19 protein-coding genes are annotated in these 14,822 nt (G+C 72.1%); 14 read left to right on the forward strand and 5 right to left on the reverse strand.

Going from position 1 to position 14,822, the window contains the following annotated elements; all coding sequences use genetic code 11:
• Positions 1-464: 464 nt before the first annotated feature.
• The 5 genes from OG194_RS22070 (at position 465) to OG194_RS22090 (ending at position 5,153) form a co-directional block, all read left to right on the forward strand.
• Complete coding sequence (locus OG194_RS22070; RefSeq protein WP_327402541.1) at positions 465-1,025, forward strand: RNA polymerase sigma factor; 561 nt, start codon at positions 465-467, stop codon at positions 1,023-1,025.
• Positions 1,022-1,867 (forward strand): zf-HC2 domain-containing protein, encoded by an 846-nt coding sequence (locus OG194_RS22075; RefSeq protein WP_327402542.1) that lies wholly within the window; start codon positions 1,022-1,024, stop codon positions 1,865-1,867. Before OG194_RS22070 ends, OG194_RS22075 begins: the two co-directional genes overlap by 4 nt.
• Positions 1,868-1,923: 56 nt before the next feature.
• Positions 1,924-2,733, forward strand: coding sequence for an ABC transporter ATP-binding protein (locus OG194_RS22080; RefSeq protein WP_327402543.1), 810 nt, complete (start codon positions 1,924-1,926; stop codon positions 2,731-2,733).
• Positions 2,734-2,798: 65 nt separating this feature from the next.
• Positions 2,799-4,184, forward strand: a complete 1,386-nt coding sequence (locus OG194_RS22085; RefSeq protein ID WP_442811797.1) for a hypothetical protein — start codon at positions 2,799-2,801, stop codon at positions 4,182-4,184.
• 375 nt (positions 4,185-4,559) lie between these two features.
• Positions 4,560-5,153 (forward strand): hypothetical protein, encoded by a 594-nt coding sequence (locus tag OG194_RS22090; RefSeq protein ID WP_327402545.1) that lies wholly within the window; start codon positions 4,560-4,562, stop codon positions 5,151-5,153.
• 17 nt (positions 5,154-5,170) lie between these two features.
• On the opposite strand, the gene OG194_RS22095 is transcribed toward OG194_RS22090, so the two are convergent.
• Both OG194_RS22095 and OG194_RS22100 read right to left on the reverse strand, forming a co-directional pair.
• Positions 5,171-5,908 carry a hypothetical protein gene (locus OG194_RS22095; protein WP_327402546.1) on the reverse strand — a complete coding sequence of 246 codons (738 nt, stop codon included), beginning with the start codon at positions 5,906-5,908 and terminating at the stop codon, positions 5,171-5,173.
• Positions 5,901-6,476: a SigE family RNA polymerase sigma factor gene (locus OG194_RS22100; RefSeq protein ID WP_327402547.1), complete on the reverse strand. Its 576-nt coding sequence runs from the start codon at positions 6,474-6,476 to the stop codon at positions 5,901-5,903. Before OG194_RS22100 ends, OG194_RS22095 begins: the two co-directional genes overlap by 8 nt.
• A gap of 158 nt (positions 6,477-6,634) precedes the next feature.
• On the opposite strand from OG194_RS22100, the gene OG194_RS22105 reads away from it, so the two are divergent.
• From OG194_RS22105 to OG194_RS22145, 9 genes are all read left to right on the forward strand, one after another.
• Entirely contained in the window at positions 6,635-7,777 is a 1,143-nt protein-coding gene (locus OG194_RS22105; RefSeq protein WP_327402548.1) for a sigma factor-like helix-turn-helix DNA-binding protein, read from the forward strand.
• Positions 7,774-9,468, forward strand: a complete 1,695-nt coding sequence (locus OG194_RS22110; RefSeq protein WP_327402549.1) for a transglycosylase domain-containing protein — start codon at positions 7,774-7,776, stop codon at positions 9,466-9,468. Before OG194_RS22105 ends, OG194_RS22110 begins: the two co-directional genes overlap by 4 nt.
• Positions 9,469-9,554: 86 nt before the next feature.
• A complete protein-coding gene (locus OG194_RS22115) occupies positions 9,555-9,872 on the forward strand; it encodes a hypothetical protein (RefSeq protein WP_327402550.1) in 318 nt (105 codons plus the stop codon).
• Positions 9,873-10,039: 167 nt separating this feature from the next.
• Complete coding sequence (locus OG194_RS22120; protein WP_327402551.1) at positions 10,040-11,182, forward strand: lactonase family protein; 1,143 nt, start codon at positions 10,040-10,042, stop codon at positions 11,180-11,182.
• Between the two features lie 144 nt (positions 11,183-11,326).
• Positions 11,327-11,911, forward strand: a complete 585-nt coding sequence (sigK, locus tag OG194_RS22125) for an ECF RNA polymerase sigma factor SigK (protein WP_327402552.1) — start codon at positions 11,327-11,329, stop codon at positions 11,909-11,911.
• Positions 11,908-12,066 carry a hypothetical protein gene (locus tag OG194_RS22130; protein WP_327402553.1) on the forward strand — a complete coding sequence of 53 codons (159 nt, stop codon included), beginning with the start codon at positions 11,908-11,910 and terminating at the stop codon, positions 12,064-12,066. Before sigK ends, OG194_RS22130 begins: the two co-directional genes overlap by 4 nt.
• Positions 12,063-12,206, forward strand: coding sequence for a hypothetical protein (locus OG194_RS22135; RefSeq protein WP_327402554.1), 144 nt, complete (start codon positions 12,063-12,065; stop codon positions 12,204-12,206). Before OG194_RS22130 ends, OG194_RS22135 begins: the two co-directional genes overlap by 4 nt.
• Positions 12,203-12,346, forward strand: coding sequence for a hypothetical protein (locus OG194_RS22140; RefSeq protein WP_327402554.1), 144 nt, complete (start codon positions 12,203-12,205; stop codon positions 12,344-12,346). The genes OG194_RS22135 and OG194_RS22140 overlap by 4 nt, the downstream gene beginning before the upstream one ends.
• Positions 12,343-13,095 (forward strand): anti-sigma factor, encoded by a 753-nt coding sequence (locus OG194_RS22145; protein ID WP_327402555.1) that lies wholly within the window; start codon positions 12,343-12,345, stop codon positions 13,093-13,095. The genes OG194_RS22140 and OG194_RS22145 overlap by 4 nt, the downstream gene beginning before the upstream one ends.
• Positions 13,096-13,190: 95 nt before the next feature.
• Here the strand turns inward: OG194_RS22145 and OG194_RS22150 are convergent, their stop codons facing one another.
• From OG194_RS22150 to OG194_RS22160, 3 genes are read right to left on the reverse strand one after another with little or no spacing between them, the layout of a single operon-like run.
• Positions 13,191-13,550 (reverse strand): hypothetical protein, encoded by a 360-nt coding sequence (locus tag OG194_RS22150; protein ID WP_327402556.1) that lies wholly within the window; start codon positions 13,548-13,550, stop codon positions 13,191-13,193.
• A complete protein-coding gene (locus tag OG194_RS22155; RefSeq protein WP_327402557.1) occupies positions 13,547-14,188 on the reverse strand; it encodes an Asp23/Gls24 family envelope stress response protein in 642 nt (213 codons plus the stop codon). Before OG194_RS22155 ends, OG194_RS22150 begins: the two co-directional genes overlap by 4 nt.
• Positions 14,185-14,769 (reverse strand): RNA polymerase sigma factor, encoded by a 585-nt coding sequence (locus tag OG194_RS22160; protein WP_327402558.1) that lies wholly within the window; start codon positions 14,767-14,769, stop codon positions 14,185-14,187. The genes OG194_RS22155 and OG194_RS22160 overlap by 4 nt, the downstream gene beginning before the upstream one ends.
• Positions 14,770-14,822 lie beyond the last annotated feature (53 nt).

Raw genomic sequence — 14,822 nt, forward strand, 5'->3', positions numbered from 1 at the left:
ACCACACCAGGCCCGTGACGACGACGTAGGGACGGCTGCTGTCGCGGACGGTCGCGGCGGGCCGCGGAGCGGCCACGAGGGCATCACCCGGCACCGCCCCGGCGCCCCGGCGCCGTGCTCGGAACCGGGGCGCCCGTCCGCAGCCGGCCTCGCCTCGCCAGGGATCCCGCACCCGCGCCTGTCCGCCCTCCCGGGCCTCCGGCCAGGAACGCCACCGGAAGCGCCGGCGGGATGCGGGGCGGCACAGCCGTGATCAGTCCTCCCGGCAGCCCGATCAGGACCAAGGTGATCACGCGATTCAGCCTCCGGAGTGAGCGTCGGCCGTCCCGGACCGCTCACCCTTGGTCCGAGACCGCCCGCCCTTCCGGATTCGTCGCACGCTCCCCCGGCCCAGCACCGACAACCATGTGACGGGGCTCACGTCAGATGGAAAACCTGCGGTCCCCGCCCGGCGTCTAGCCGGTGTGAGAGCAGTCAGGAAGGCACTCGGTGAGCTGGACGAGGAGCGGCTCGTGCGGCTGGTGGCACGGGGGGACCGTGCGGCGTTCGACGAGTTGTACGGGCGTACCGCGCCGTGGATGGCCGTACGGCTGCGCCGGCGCTGTGCCGACGAGCAGATCGTCGCCGAGGTGATGCAGGAGACGTATCTGGCGGTGTGGCGGGCGGCGGGGGCGTTCGCGGGGGCCTCGGTGGGCGGGACGGCCGTCGGGTGGCTGTGGACGATCGCGGCGCGGCGGCTCGTCGACGCCTTCCGGCGCCGGGCCCATCACGCCGAGCCGCCGCCGGCCGCCGCACCCGTCGACGTCGCCCCCGGCGCCGAGGAGGAGGTGCTCGCGGCGACCGTCGGCGGTGACGTCGGGGACGCGCTGCGGTGTCTCGCGCCGGAACTCCGGCAAGTACTACAGGCGTTGGTGCTCGACGGGCTGTCCGTCCGGGAGACCTCCGTCCTGCTCGGACTGCCCGAGGGCACGGTCAAGACCCGTGCGCGCCGGGCCCGGATCGCGATGCGGAGGGCGCTGACATGAGCGTGGAACATGCGTCGACCCGGATCATCGGCAGTTACGCGCGCGGCCTCGGTGGCGACGACCTCACCGCCGATGAAGTGTGGGCCGTGGAAGCCCATTTGGAGACGTGCGGGGTCTGTCGGGACCGGCTCGCGGCGGCCGTTGCCGCGGAGGTGCCGGACGTGGCGGCGCTCGTCGGGAGTGTGCGGGACGGGCTTGAGCCTCGACTGGGCGTGTCCGTGGCGCGGCGGCGGTATCGGTCGGTGCGGGTGTCGAGTTGGCTGACGCCGGTGATGGTGCCGTGGCTGGGGACGGTCGTGAGCGTCACTGTGCTCGCGCTGTTACTCGATCTCGTCGGGGGCGGTTACGGGTTCGGGCCCGGGTCCGGCCGTGTGTCGCTGGTGTTGTTGCTCGCGCCGGTTCTGCCGGTGCTCGGTGTCGCGGCGTCGTGGTCACAAGGGCTCGATCCCGCCTACGAGTTGACGGCTTCCGTGCCGAGGGCCGGGCTCCAACTGGTGTTGCGGCGTACGGCGTCCGTGCTTGCCGTCGTAGTTCCCGCGCTGCTCGTGGGCGGCTGGGCCACGGGGGTGCCGGGCGTGACGGCCGCGCAGTGGCTGCTGCCCTGTCTGGCGTTCACCTCTACGACCCTGGCGCTCGGCGGTGTCGTCGGGGTGACCCGTGCCGCCGTGGCGGTGGTCGGCGTATGGGCCGCCGTGGTTCTGGCACCGACCGTGGTCGCCAGCCGTGCGACCTTCGCGTTGCAGGCGGGCGGGCTGGCTGTGTGGGGGCTGGTTCTCGCGGTCGGCGTCGGGGTCGTGGTCGTCCGCCGGGGCGCGTACTCCGTGCTGGGAGCCCATCGGTGACCGGTGGGAGATCGATGAGAAGGGCCAGAGGGGAATCCGTTGGAAAGGACCAGCACATGATGCCCGCGGTGAGCGCGGCCGACATCGCGCCTACGCCCTACGCCTGGGAGATCCGGGCCACGGGGTTGAAGGTCAGGGTCGGTCGGAAACGGATGGCCGTCGACGGGCTCGATCTGTCGTTGGGGACCGGTGTGCACGGTCTGCTCGGGCCCAACGGGGCCGGAAAGACCACTCTCATACGGGCGTTGGCCACCGTGCTGCGGCCCGCCGAGGGGACCCTGGAACTGCTCGGGGAGTCCGCGGGCGGGATGGGTGAGCACCGGGCGCTGCGGCGGCGGATCGGGTATCTGCCGCAGGAGTTCGGCTACTACAAGCGGTTCACCGTGCGTGAATTCGTCGAGTACATGGCCTGGTTGAAGGAAGTGCCCAAGGCGGAGATCCCCGGGGCGGTGCAACGGGCCGTGGAACGGGTGGGGTTGGCCGACCGGGCCGACGACCGGATGAAGGCGCTGTCCGGTGGCATGGTGCGCAGGGTCGGGATCGCGCAGGCCATCGTCAACGACCCGGCGATCCTGCTGCTCGACGAACCCACGGCCGGTCTGGACCCGGCCCAACGGCTGCGATTCCGGGAGCTGTTGCAGGAGTTGGGGGCGGACACGTGTGTGGTCGTGTCGACCCATCTGGTCGAGGATGTCGCCGCCGCGTGCGGTGACGTGGTGCTGTTCGCCGAGGGGCGGCTGGTCTTCCAGGGCACTCCGGACGAGCTGGCCGCGGTGGGTGGGCCCGAGGATGTGGGCGACAGCCCGTTGGAGCGGGGATATTCAGCGCTGTTGTCGGACCCCGAGCGGGAGAGGGGCTCCTGGTGAACGGCCGTGTCCCACGCGCCGGCGCGAACTTCCGTGTCCCGCGCGTCGACGTCGACTTCCGTGTCCTGCGTACCGAGTTGAGACGTTCCGTCGCCCCCTGGGCCGGCGGCGTGATCCTGACGAGCGCGCTGGCGTTCCTGTATCTGGTGAACGGCGGCTGGTGGAACGGCACCACGGCGTGGACGGCCCAGTGGACGTCCCTGGCCCTGTGGACCCGGAGCCTGCTGTTCTATCTGTGGCCGATCGCCGTGGGGTTCGGGGCGTTGCAGGGGCTGCGCGACCACCGTTCGAGGATGGTCGAACTGCTGACGAGCACACCGCGTCCGGCCCGGCACCGCGCGGCCGTACCGGCGGGCGCGACGGCGATCACACTGGCCTCGGCCTACGCACTCCTCATCCTGGTCGGCGGGGTCCAAGTACTCGCCAACACCGCCTACACACACGCCGGTTGGCTACCGATCTCCCTCGTGGGGGCGCTGTTCCTGGTGGCGGGGGCCCTGCTGGGCATGGGCGTCGGCCGGGCCCTGCCGTCCGCGCTCACCCCGCCCCTGCTGACCATGAGCGCCTTCGCGTTCGCCGCCCTCATGCACCTGTCGCTCGGCCGGACGGCGACGACCGACCCGGCGGCGGGATTCCCGACCACGGAACCGAACCGCGTCTCCCTCCTGTCACCCGAGGTCGACGAGGTCCACAGCGCCCTCGTCACGCTCTCCACCTCCGTGCACATCGGCCAGACGATCTGGGCCCTGGGCATGGCCACGACCGGCTTCGCCCTCCTGATCGCCGCGACCCGGCGCACCCGACTGCTCGCCCTCACCCCGGTCCTGGCGGGCGCGGTCCTCGCCCTGCTCGTCCTCCCCTCCGACCCGAGCCGGATGTACGTCGTCGACAAGACCGCCGCGGAGCCGGTGTGCGACGGCCCGGTGTGCGTGACGAGGACTCACGAGGACCGGCTCGCCGAACTGGCCGGTCCCGGCAAGGAGGCGCTACGGCTGCTGCACGGCGCGCTGGGCGAACGGGCGCCGGTCTCGGTCCGGGAGGACACCGCCGTGCAGGCGGAGGGTTCCACACCGAAGTGGTCCCGTACGACTGTGCTCCTCGACTTCGACGACGACCTCGTCGCGGCGGCGAAGGGCAAGGACCAACTGACATGGGCCCTGCTCGCCAAGGGCCTGGTCCCGGGCTGCACCCCGACCGGCTGGAGCGGCTTCGGCGACGACCAGTACGCGCAGGCTGTCGCGGTCGGATGGGTCCTCGGGGAGCTGAAGCCGCTGCCGGGCCTGACGGCCGGATTGCGCGAGGAGGTCGACGCCAAGGCCCGTCCGGTGTGGAAGAAGCTCATGGCGCTTCCGCGGGGTGAGCAGGTCTCACGGATCGATGCGATGCGGGGCGCTGCGCTGGCTTGTACGGGGGATCCGTTCGAGGTGTTGTCGGGGCGGGGGGTTCGGTGAGGTGGGGCGGAGAGGCGGATATCGGGGAGGCAGGTGCCGGGGATGTACGTCCCGGTATGACGAGTGCCCGGGACATGGGTGCCGGGGAGGCAGGTGCCGGGGAAGTGCCTCCCGGTGGGACGGGTGCCCGGGACACGGGTGCCGGGGAGGCGCGTCCGGTGAGGCGGGAGCCGGGCGGGTGCGTCCCGATGAGACGGGTGCCGGACAGGTGCATCCCGGGGAGACGGGGTGCCGGTGACATGGGTGCGGAGGGGTGCGTCCCGATGAGAGGAGTGCCGGCGAGGCGGATGCCGGTGAGGTGCGTCCGGTGGGAGGGGAGCCCGTGACATGGATGCCGGTGAGGTGCGTCCGGTGGGAGGGGAGCCCGTGACATGGATGCCGGGGAGATGGCTGACGCTGTACGCCCGCTCGCGTCAAGTGCCCGCGTCCCTCGTCGCGTTGGTGATCAGCGCGGCGGCGATGCGGGCACTCGCCGGGGGCGGCGCCCAAGGGTTCGGTGATGGGCGGCTGCCCGTGCTCGTCCTCGCCACGGGAGTGATGGCGGCCTCGATCGGGTTCAGTGGGCAGGACCTCGCGCTGGACCGGACGGCCGCGATCCGCTGGGTGCCGCGGAGAGCGGCGCATGTGCTGCTCGCCGGGGCGGTCGTCGCGGCGGTGCTGCTGGCCGTGCAGGGGGCGGGCACGCCCGTGGGGACGTCCATGGCCGTCACCGAGTTCGTCGTGCGGGACAGCGCGGGACTGACCGGGCTTGCCGCCCTGGGCGCGGCGTTCTCGGGCGGGCGGTACGCGTGGACGCTGCCGTTCGCCTGGCTGTCGTTCACGTTCTTCGCCCCGGCCGCTACGAGTACGGCGACGCGGGTGGCGACCTGGATGCTGCTGCCGGCCGGCTCGGCGGCGGGTACCTGGACCGCCCTGCTGCTCCTGGGAGTTGGCACCGCGGCGTACGCCTTCGCGGGACCGAGGCGGTGAGCGGGGGTTTTCGACGGTCATCCCGGCGTTCGGGACACGGCACCGGTAACCGAAAGGACGCTCCCGATCTTCGCGTCCTCGTAGAACCACTTGGCGTCGGCCGAGTCCAGGCCGATCCAGCCGGCGCCCGTGTCGCGCTTGCCGGTGCTCTGCTCTTTGGAGGAGAAGGCGATGCCGACGTAGACCGGTTGGTCGTCGGTGTCGCGCAGTTCGACCGCGAGCGAGACCTCCGTGGTGTAGGCGACTCCGCCGGCCAGATCGGTGACCGTCTCCACCTTGGTCTCGTGCTTCTTGTAGACGGTCAACGGCCCTGCCAGGTCAAGGCCGTCGGGGAGGCCGGAGGTCATCGGCATGACCCGGTCCCCGACGATCAGGGCGCGCTTGCCGAGGACGACGGTGCCCGTGGCGGACGCGCGCGGTACGGGAGTTGTCACCTCGGGGGAGGTGACGCGGGGCGACGGGACGGGGTCGGCGTGGGTGGCGGCCGGGATTTGACGCCCGTCCCCGTCGTCCGCGGAGTGCGTGAAACCGACGCTCAACGCGAAGGCGACCAGGGCGAAAGCCACCGCACCCGCGCCCAACGTGCCCGCCGTCCGACGGCGCCCCCGGCGCACGGCACGGCCGCGGACCGCAGCGCCGGAGAGCACCGGGAGGGTCTCATGGCGTGCCGCCAACTCGCGCAGGGCGGTGGAGAGTTCGGAGTCGACGGAAACTTCGGCGGCGGGGACTCCGTCCTTGGAGAGTTCGTCAGACACGACCGCTCTCCTTCCGAACCGACGCGTCCGCGTTGCCCGCGTCGCCCGCCTCATCGGCGCCTTCGGCCCCGTCTGCCCCGTCGGCCTCGTCGGCCTCGTCAACCGTCAGATGTTTCGCGAGCGCCGCCCGCCCCCGGTACAACCTGGCCTTGACCGTCCCCACAGGCGCACCCGTGTCGGAGGCTATCTGCTCGACACTCACGTCACACAGATGGTGCAGGACGATCACCATCCGCTGTGCCTTGGGCAGTTGGCGCAGCGCGGCGACAAGTGCCGTGTGATCAGGGTCGGGTCCCGGCATCGACCCGGGCGGCGGAGTACGGCGCACCAACTCCAGCCAGCGCCTGGCCCGGCGCCAACGGCTCACCGCCAACCGCATGGCGACCGTACGGATCCACGCCTCGGGCGCCTCGTCCGCGAGGAAGTCCCCGCGCCGGTCCCAGGCCCGTACGAACGCCTCCTGGACCACGTCCTGCGCCTCCTCCCTGTCACCGGTGAACGCCGAGAGCTGGCCGGTGAGACGGGGAAACGTGGCCGCGTAGAAAGCGTCGAACTCGTCCTCGGTCATGACCTCACCGGAGTCTTGGAATTCCCGTGCAACCTGACCGCCCTCGCCGTGCGTACAGGTCCCGATGGCCGCGTCCTCACCACACGCCCCACAGGAGAGACGACAAACACGCGTCCCTGGATCCACTTCCCCCACAGCCGTACCGGAGGACCCCCGAAGTGCCGCACTCCCCCGACGACTTCACCGCGTACGCCCGCGCGAGCCTGCCCCGGCTTGTCACCACCGCCCACCTGCTCACCGGCACCCCCGGCGACCGCCGCGAGGCGACCGAGCTGGTGCGGAGAACCCTGGTGAAGGTGTGCGCCCGGTGGCGCCGAATACCTCGGGCCGACGTGGACTTCTATGTACGACGGTTCCTGGTCAAGGAGTATCTGCGCGGGGCGCGGGGGCGGTCGCACCGCCCGAAGGCCCAACGAGCCGTGCTCGTGTTGCTGCACTGGGAAGGCCTGCGCGAGGCGGAGATCGCCCAGTTGCTCGGCTGGTCGGCCGGTGCGGTCAGGAGCCGGGCCCGGCGGGGATCGGCGGCTCACGGGGGTGATCCCGAGCGCCTGCGGGGTCTCTTCACGGAGGCTGCGGAGTCCGCGGAGGCTGCGGAGTCCGCCGCCGGGATCGTCCCGTTCGACGTTCCGCTCGATGCCGTCGAACAGGACGGCAGGGCGCTACGACGGCGTCGTAGAGGAGCAGTCGCAGCCGTCTGCGCGCTGCTGCTCGTGCCGGGGGCCGTGTTCGGCGCGAACCGGTTCATGAGCGGCGGCTCCACGGACGGGTCGGGCAGCGGGGCTTCCGCCGTGGCGCAGAGCCCGATCCGGATCGTCGCGCCCGGCGAACGCGTGGACGCCGTACCAGGCGTACAGGTCTGGCTGACCACCGACGGCAAGCACTGGTCCACACCGGAAGCGCCCAACCAGTTCCTCGGCCTGACCGACGCCGGTGACGAGGACACCTACACGAACAAGTACCGGGACACGTACAGGTACGGGAGCGGCAAGAAGGTCAGCGCCGAGAGCGGGAAACCGACCGTCTCCGTACAACCCGACCCGCTGAACAACACGTCGTACTTCCTGTCGGGCCTGTACCGAGGCCTGTCCGCCGACCCGGCACGCGTCGAGGTCACCGTCGAGGACCACAGAATCACCGGTACGGTCCTCACGCTCGCGGGCAGCCCCGGCTGGGGCGTCTGGTACGCGCGCACACCGCTGACGCCGCAGGAGTTGAAGTCGAGCTCCGTCGACGGCGGCCCGACCGTCACGGTGTACGACGCGGCCGGCAAGGCCGTCGCACGGGGCGGGGCAGCCGAGTGAAGCACCGCATCCGCACCCGCGCCCACGCCCACCTGCGGCGCATCCCGCTCCGCCTGCGCCTCCGCCGCACCCGGGGCCGCCTGCTGCGCCGACTGCTCATCGCCGTCCTGCTCCTGATCGCGTCACTCTGCACGGCCGCGGTCGTCGCGTACCGCCTGACCGACATCCCCGAGCCGCACCCGGAGACGGTCACGCAGAGCACGGTTTTCGTGGACGACAAGGGCTCCTACCTGGGCCGACGCGGCCCGGTCGACCGCCAGGAGGTACCCCTGTCCCAGGTCCCGCGATACGTCCAGGACGCGGTGATCGCGGCCGAGAACCGCTCGTTCCGCACGGACGACGGCGTCTCGCCGCGAGCCATCACCCGCGCGGTGCTGGCCTCGCTGACCGGCGGCGAACGCCAGGGCGGTTCCACCATCACCCAGCAGTACGTGAAGAACGCACTGCTGAGCCCGGAACAGTCCCTGTCCCGCAAGGCGCACGAGGCCCTGATCGCGATCAAACTCGACCGCACCCGATCGAAGGACGACATCCTGGCGGGCTATCTCAACACGGTCTACTTCGGCCGGGGTTCGGCCGGCATCCAGGCCGCCGCCCGCAACTACTTCGGCGTGGACACCCGAAACCTGACCGTCTCCCAGGGCGCCGCGCTCGCATCGATCGTCAACATCCCGTCGTACTACGAGAAGGCGGGCTCCGATCCGAAGGTGACCGCGACCCTCAAGGCACGCTGGTCATGGGTGCTCGACGCGATGGCGACAAGCGGCGCCATCACGCCGAAGCAACGCGCCGACGCCACCTTCCCGGCCTTCCGCTTCTACCCGCCGGGCACGACCGAGGGCCAACGCCAGTACATGATCGACGTGGCGGCACAGGAGGCCGCCGACCGACTCGGCATCACCGAGGACCAGTTGGCCCGCGGCGGCTACACCGTCCACACCACGTTCGACCTGGCCCTCCAGGACGCCACGACGGAGGCGGTGAAGAACCTCAAGTCCACCAAGGGCACGACCCTGCACACAGCGGTCGTGGCGATCAAACCCGGCGACGGAGCGGTCCGGCTCCTGTACGGAGGCTCGGACTACGCCCGCCAACCGTTCAACGACGCGGTCGGTGGCGCCGTAGAAGCGGGAACGGCCCTGGACCCCTTCGGCAAGGTCCTCCTCGGCTCCCCCTTGACCGACCTCCAGAAGACCCCCGCACCCACCCCACTGAAACTGGCCTCGGCCTACGCGACCGTGGCGGCGAACGGGCTGTACGCGACCCCGTACACGATCACGAAGATCACCCGGGACGGCCGCCAGATATACACGGCCCACCCCGACACACGACACATGCTGGACGAGCGGGACGTCTTCATGGTGAACGCGCAGATGTCCCAGACACCCAAGACGTCAGAGCCCTCCAAGACACCCGAGGAGGCGATCCCCTCGACCCCCACCGCCCAGAAGACCCCGACCCCCCAGACCTCCTTCACCGCCGGAGCAGGCGGCGGAATCACCCGCCGAACCATCTGGTCCACCACCCAGGACCCCCAACTCACCCTGACCATCGCCCTCTTCGCCGACCGCCCGGGCAAGAAGAAGAACACGACCGTCCCCGCCCAACTCCCCAACAACCCACCACCGACGGAGTCCGCGGAGGAGACGGCGGCCCAGATCTGGCAACTGGCCACGGCGGGGCGGGGATAGGCGGAAGCTTCTCCACCCTTGGATAGAGGCCCCCCTCCTCCGCTGCGTCGACGATTCGTCGTCCGCCCGACGACATGCTTACGGACATGGACATGGACATCGCTTCGCTCACCGTCGTACTCAGTGTGATCGTCGTCGTCTCGGCCTCGGTCCTCATCGCCTTCAACGAACCGCCGCTGTGGGTCTACGTGTTGAGCTGCGCGGGGTCGTTTCCATTGGGGAGCGCCCTGATGCGGCAGGCCGCTTTCGCGTCCGTCATCGAGGACGGTTCGGCCGCCGCGTGGGGGCTTCGGCTGGCCGTCGCCTTCACTGTCGCCGTCGTGCTGAGTTTCCTCTTCGGCAAGGACAGTCGCACGGGTGCCGGGAGCGCCACCCGGCGGGCACGGCGGTTCGGCGTCCGCTGATCCCCTGATCCCCATGGCCTTCTTACGAACCTGGGACGTCGACCCGGAGTGCGGCTTATGGTCGTTTCGTCCCCCCTCGTTCGGTCTAGCGTTGCGAATCGTCCGGCGACGAGCGTGAGAACCCCGCCGGCTCCAATTCCCCTTCTCCACAAGAGGAGTACGCACGCATGACCCTCGCCACCCGCACCGTCGCCACAGCCGCCGCCCTCGCCGCGGCCGCCCTCTTCGCCGCGCCCGCCGCCGTTGCCGCCGACGCACACCACACCCCCGACTCCCTTGCTCAACACAGCGGCAGCGCAACCGTGTTCGTCCAGAGCGACAACACGGACGCGAACACCGTCGTGGCCTACGCCCGTGCCGCCGACGGCACCCTCGCCCAGAAGGGCGTCTACTCCACCGGCGGCAAGGGCGGCATGCTGGCCGGCACCGTCGCGGACCACCTCGCCTCGCAGGGGTCGCTCGCCTACGACCGGCACCACCAGCTGCTCTACGCCGTGAACGCGGGCAGCGACACCGTGACCGTCTTCGCCGTGCACGGCACGCAGCTGCGGCGGGTGCAGGAGATCTCCAGCGGCGGGAGTTTCCCGGTCGGCGTCACGTTCCACGGCAACCGGGTCTACGTCGCCAACACGCTCGGCGGCGGTTCCGTACAGGGCTTCGCGCGGACCGGCGAACGGCTGGTGAAGGTTCCGTCCTGGCACCGCGACCTCGGTCTGGACAAGGCGACTTCGGCGATCGGGCAGATCTCCTTCACCCCGGACGGTTCGAAGCTCGTCGTCACCACCAAGGCCTCGGGGCAGAGCATCGACGTCTTCCCGGTCGGCGGCGTGCGCGGCGGTCCGTCGGCGCGGCCCGTGGTGACATCCACCCCCGGCGCCGTGCCGTTCGGGTTCGCCTTCGACTCCGCCGGGCGGATCCGGGTGACGGAGGCCGGGACCAACTCGGTCGGCACCTTCACGGTCGGCCGCGACGGCAGACTGACCGCGAAGGGGACCGTCCCGACGGGCCAGACCGCCACCTGCTGGGCGGTGACCGCCGGCAACCACCTCTACGTCTCCAACGCCGCCAGCGGCACCCTGTCCGGCTACCGGGTGGGCGCCCAGGGCGAGTTGACCGCGCTGGGCAACACGGCCACCCACCCCGGCACGGTGGACGCGGCGGCCTCCTCGGACGGCCGGTACCTGTACGTCCAGACCGGCGCCCAGGGCACGGTGGACGAGTTCCGGGTCGGCCCGAAGGGGGCACTCACCGCGATCGGCTCGGTCGTCGTACCGGGCGCCGTCGGCGGCGAGGGGATCGCCGCGGGCTGACCGGCACCGACACCGGGGCCCGCACCCGCGGCGGGCCCCGGACCCGTACCCGCTCTCCCCGTGTTCTCGTTGGCACCGCATCCAATCCAGGGTCCCGGCAGGAACGGATTACGCCCGGACATGTCCCGACCGCGGAGGCCCTCGGTGAAAGAAGCAGTGCATATCGGCAGGAACCCGGACGCGGGGCCCGACCTGGAGGAACTGGTCGGCCGGGTGGCCCTCGGGGACGAGGACGCCTTCGCGGGTGTCTACGACGCCGTGGCGGGGCCGGTGCTGGGTGTCGTGCGGGCGGTGCTGCGCAACCAGGCGCAGTCGGAGGAGGTGACGCAGGAGGTGCTGGTGGAGGTGTGGCGGACGGCTCCCCGCTACCGGCGCGACCGCGGCACCGCCGTCAACTGGATCCTCACCCTCGCGCACCGCCGGGCGGTGGACCGGGTGCGCTCGGTGGACGCCGCGGCGGCCCGCGACCACAAGGCCGCGCTGCTGGCGCAGCTCCCCGAGTACGACGAGGTGGCCGAGCGCGTCGAGGCCCGGCTGGAGCGCGAACAGGTACGGCGCTGTCTGCGCACCCTGACCGAACTCCAGCGCCAGTCCGTCACGTTGGCGTACTACCGGGGCCTGACCTATCGCGAGGTGGCGGAGGCGCTGGCGCTGCCGCTGGGGACCGTGAAGACCCGGCTGCGCGACGGACTCATCCGCCTGCGCGACTGCCTGGGGGTGACCGCGTGACGACCACCGACACCTGCCGGCCGACCAGTCCGAACGCCGCACACACACTGCGCGCCCGCCCGGAGACCGACCGCACGACCACCGCCGACCCCCATCAGCCGACCAGCCCGAACGCCGTACACACGCTGACCGACCGCCCGGGGGTGATCGCGTGACCACCGTCGACCCGCACCAGCCGACCAGCCCACCCGCCCCGCACACACCGCGCGCCCGCACGACCACCACCGCCCCCCACCACCAGACCGGCCCGAACACCACACCCACACCGACCGACCGCCCGGGGGTGACCGCGTGACCACCGTCGACCCGCACCAGCCGACCAGCCCACCCGCCCCGCACACACCGCGCGCCCGCACGACCACCACCGCCCCCCACCACCAGACCGGCCCGAACACCACACCCACGCCGACCGACCGCCCGGGGGTGACCGCGTGACCACCGTCGATCTGCACCGGCTGACGGGCGCCTACGCCCTGCACGCGCTGCCGGACGAGGAGAGCACGGCGTTCGAACGGCACCTCGCGGGCTGTGAACCCTGCGCGGAGGAGACCGCCGAGCTGACCGCGACCGCCGCCCGCCTGGGCCTCGCCGTCGCCGCGACGCCCCCGACCGCGCTGCGCGAGCGGGTGCTGCGCCGGATCACCGCCGTCCGCCAGGAGACCCCCGGCAGGCACCCCAGGAACCGCACCGCACCGGCCGGCCCGCGGACCCGTACGCTCTCCCGCTGGGCGCTCGCCGCCTGTCTCGCGGCGGCCACGGCGCTCGGCGGTACGGCCGTCTGGCAGCACCAGCGGGCCGAGGACGCCCGCGACCGGGCGCGTCAGGCCGTGCGGGCGTCGGACGAGATCGCCGCCGTCCTGGCCGCCCCGGACGCCAGGACCCGGGTCGCCGGACTGGCCGGGGGTGCCACCGGGACGGTCGTCGTCTCGCAGGGTCGGGACCGGGCCGTGTTCGTCGTCTCCGGGATGACCCGGCCGCCGGGCGGCAAGGTCTACCAGCTGTGGTTCGACGACTCCGGGACCATGCGGTCGGCCGGTCTGATGAACCCCGCCCGCACCGACCAGGCCGTCCTGCTGCGGGGCACCGTCGACGGCTCGTCGGGCATGGGCATCACCGTCGAACCGGCCGGCGGCTCACCCCACCCCACCTCGGCGCCCCTGGCCCTGCTGACCTTCCCGGGCTGAGGCGACGGACATCACCGTAGAACCGCCCCGCGGCTCACCCCAGCCCACCTCCGCGCCGCCGGCCCTGCCGACCTTCCCGACCTGAGCCGGGCCGGTCAGACGAGGCCCGTGACCGTCACGGTGACCCGGGGTGCGGGCCGTGCCGGTGCCAGGGTGTCCAGGTGCCGTTCGACGGTGTCCCGGACACCGCGTGCCACGTCCACGGTCCTGGCCCGGCGCAGCGCGACGACGTGGATCTCGACCCGCCAGGGACCGTCGCCGTCCGGCGGGGTCATCCGCACCCCGGCGGGCGCCGCCCCGGGTCTCGACACCACCGACCGCAGCCGGTCGGTCAGCCCGGGCCGGAGAAAGGCGACCCCGGAGACGCCCTCGACGGCCGCGGCGACCTCCGCGGCCAGCGTCGCGTGCGCGGGCTGCCCGTACGGCGCGGAATCCTCGGAGCGCTGCGCGGTCATGCCGTACCGCCTTCCTGATCGTCATCTGCATCGGCATCGTCGTCCGACATCGGGGTGGACACGAGGTCCGTCACGCGGATGTCAACTGCCGTGACCTCCATGCCCAGTTCACGGTCCGCCGCCTCCCACACGCGTTCGCGGACCCGGGCGGCGAGCTCGGGCAGCGGGGCGTCGGCCGGGGCGTGGATGTCGAGGCGGACCTCGACCGTGCCGTCGGCACCGCCGTCGAGAAGGCGGCAGGAACCGGCCCGGACGCCCGGCACCGACTCGGCCGCCGCGCGCAGCGCACGGGCCGCGACCGCCTCCATGATCCAGAGGTCCTCGGCGGGTTCACCGAGAGGAAGGGGGCGGCCCGGGCGCAGTTCGAGGCGTACGACGTCCATGATCCGCCGGGTCAGCGGCTCGGTGTCGTAGGCGGAGGCGGCGGTGTCCGTCTCCGCCTGGAGTCCGCGCACCACGGACTCCAGATCGTCGAGTCCGCGCACGGCCTGGCGGCAGTGCGGGCAGGTGCGGAGGTGCGGGTCGTCCGCGCCTCGCTCCCAGTCGTCCCAGGTCCGCGACAACAGCCGTCCGCAGGGCAGGAGTTCGTCGTCGGCCTGGGTGGGCGTGGTGTTCGGCTGGTCGGTGCGGTCGGTCATCGCCAGGCCCCCAGTGCTTGGGTCAGAGATCGGCGGGCGCGGAACACCCGGGCGCGGACGGCCTCCTGGCTGATGCCGACCGCGTCCGCGATGAACTCGTAGGAACGGCCGTCCAGTTCGCGCAGCACCCAGCACGCGCGCTGTTCGGCCGAGAGGAGGTCGAGGGCGTCGCGCAGTTCGCGGACCGCGTGGCGGCCCTCGGCGATCCGGGCCGGGGAGGTGGTGTGTTCGGCGGCGGCCACGTCACCGGCCGCCTCCAGCGAGGCCACGGGTCGGCGCGAACGCAGCACGTTCAGGCAGCGGTTGGTGACGATGCGGTACATCCAGGTGCCGAAGGCGGAGCGGCCCTGGAACTCCGGGAGCCGCCGCCAGGCGCTGAGGAAGGCGTCCTGTACGGCGTCCTCTGCCTCCGCGCCGGTACCGAGCAGGCTCGTGGCGAGCCGGATCAGCGCGGGGGCGTGCCGGTGCACGAGCACGGCGAAGGCGTCCTCGTCCCCCTCCGCGGCCCGGACCGCCAGCAGGGCGTCATCGGTCTCGGCCCGGGTGTCCGGTGGTGCGTCGGGTGTGCGGGGCCCCGCCACTGGGCGGCTCCTCTCGTCCGGTCTGTCTGCGGGTTGGACACGGCCGCGCGGCG

Origin of the sequence: Streptomyces sp. NBC_01288, assembly GCF_035982055.1 — a bacterium.
GTDB lineage: Bacteria > Actinomycetota > Actinomycetes > Streptomycetales > Streptomycetaceae > Streptomyces.

Bases quoted from the DNA above. Each gene is read 5' to 3' on its own strand.
- OG194_RS22075 (WP_327402542.1), top strand. From the start codon at position 1,022: ATGAGCGTGGAACATGCGTCGACCCGGATCATCGGCAGTTACGCGCGC.
- OG194_RS22080 (WP_327402543.1), top strand. From the start codon at position 1,924: ATGATGCCCGCGGTGAGCGCGGCCGACATCGCGCCTACGCCCTACGCC.
- OG194_RS22090 (WP_327402545.1), top strand. From the start codon at position 4,560: ATGCCGGGGAGATGGCTGACGCTGTACGCCCGCTCGCGTCAAGTGCCC.
- OG194_RS22100 (WP_327402547.1), bottom strand. From the start codon at position 6,476: ATGACCGAGGACGAGTTCGACGCTTTCTACGCGGCCACGTTTCCCCGT.
- OG194_RS22115 (WP_327402550.1), top strand. From the start codon at position 9,555: ATGGACATGGACATCGCTTCGCTCACCGTCGTACTCAGTGTGATCGTC.
- OG194_RS22120 (WP_327402551.1), top strand. From the start codon at position 10,040: ATGACCCTCGCCACCCGCACCGTCGCCACAGCCGCCGCCCTCGCCGCG.
- OG194_RS22150 (WP_327402556.1), bottom strand. From the start codon at position 13,550: ATGACCGCGCAGCGCTCCGAGGATTCCGCGCCGTACGGGCAGCCCGCG.
- OG194_RS22155 (WP_327402557.1), bottom strand. From the start codon at position 14,188: ATGACCGACCGCACCGACCAGCCGAACACCACGCCCACCCAGGCCGAC.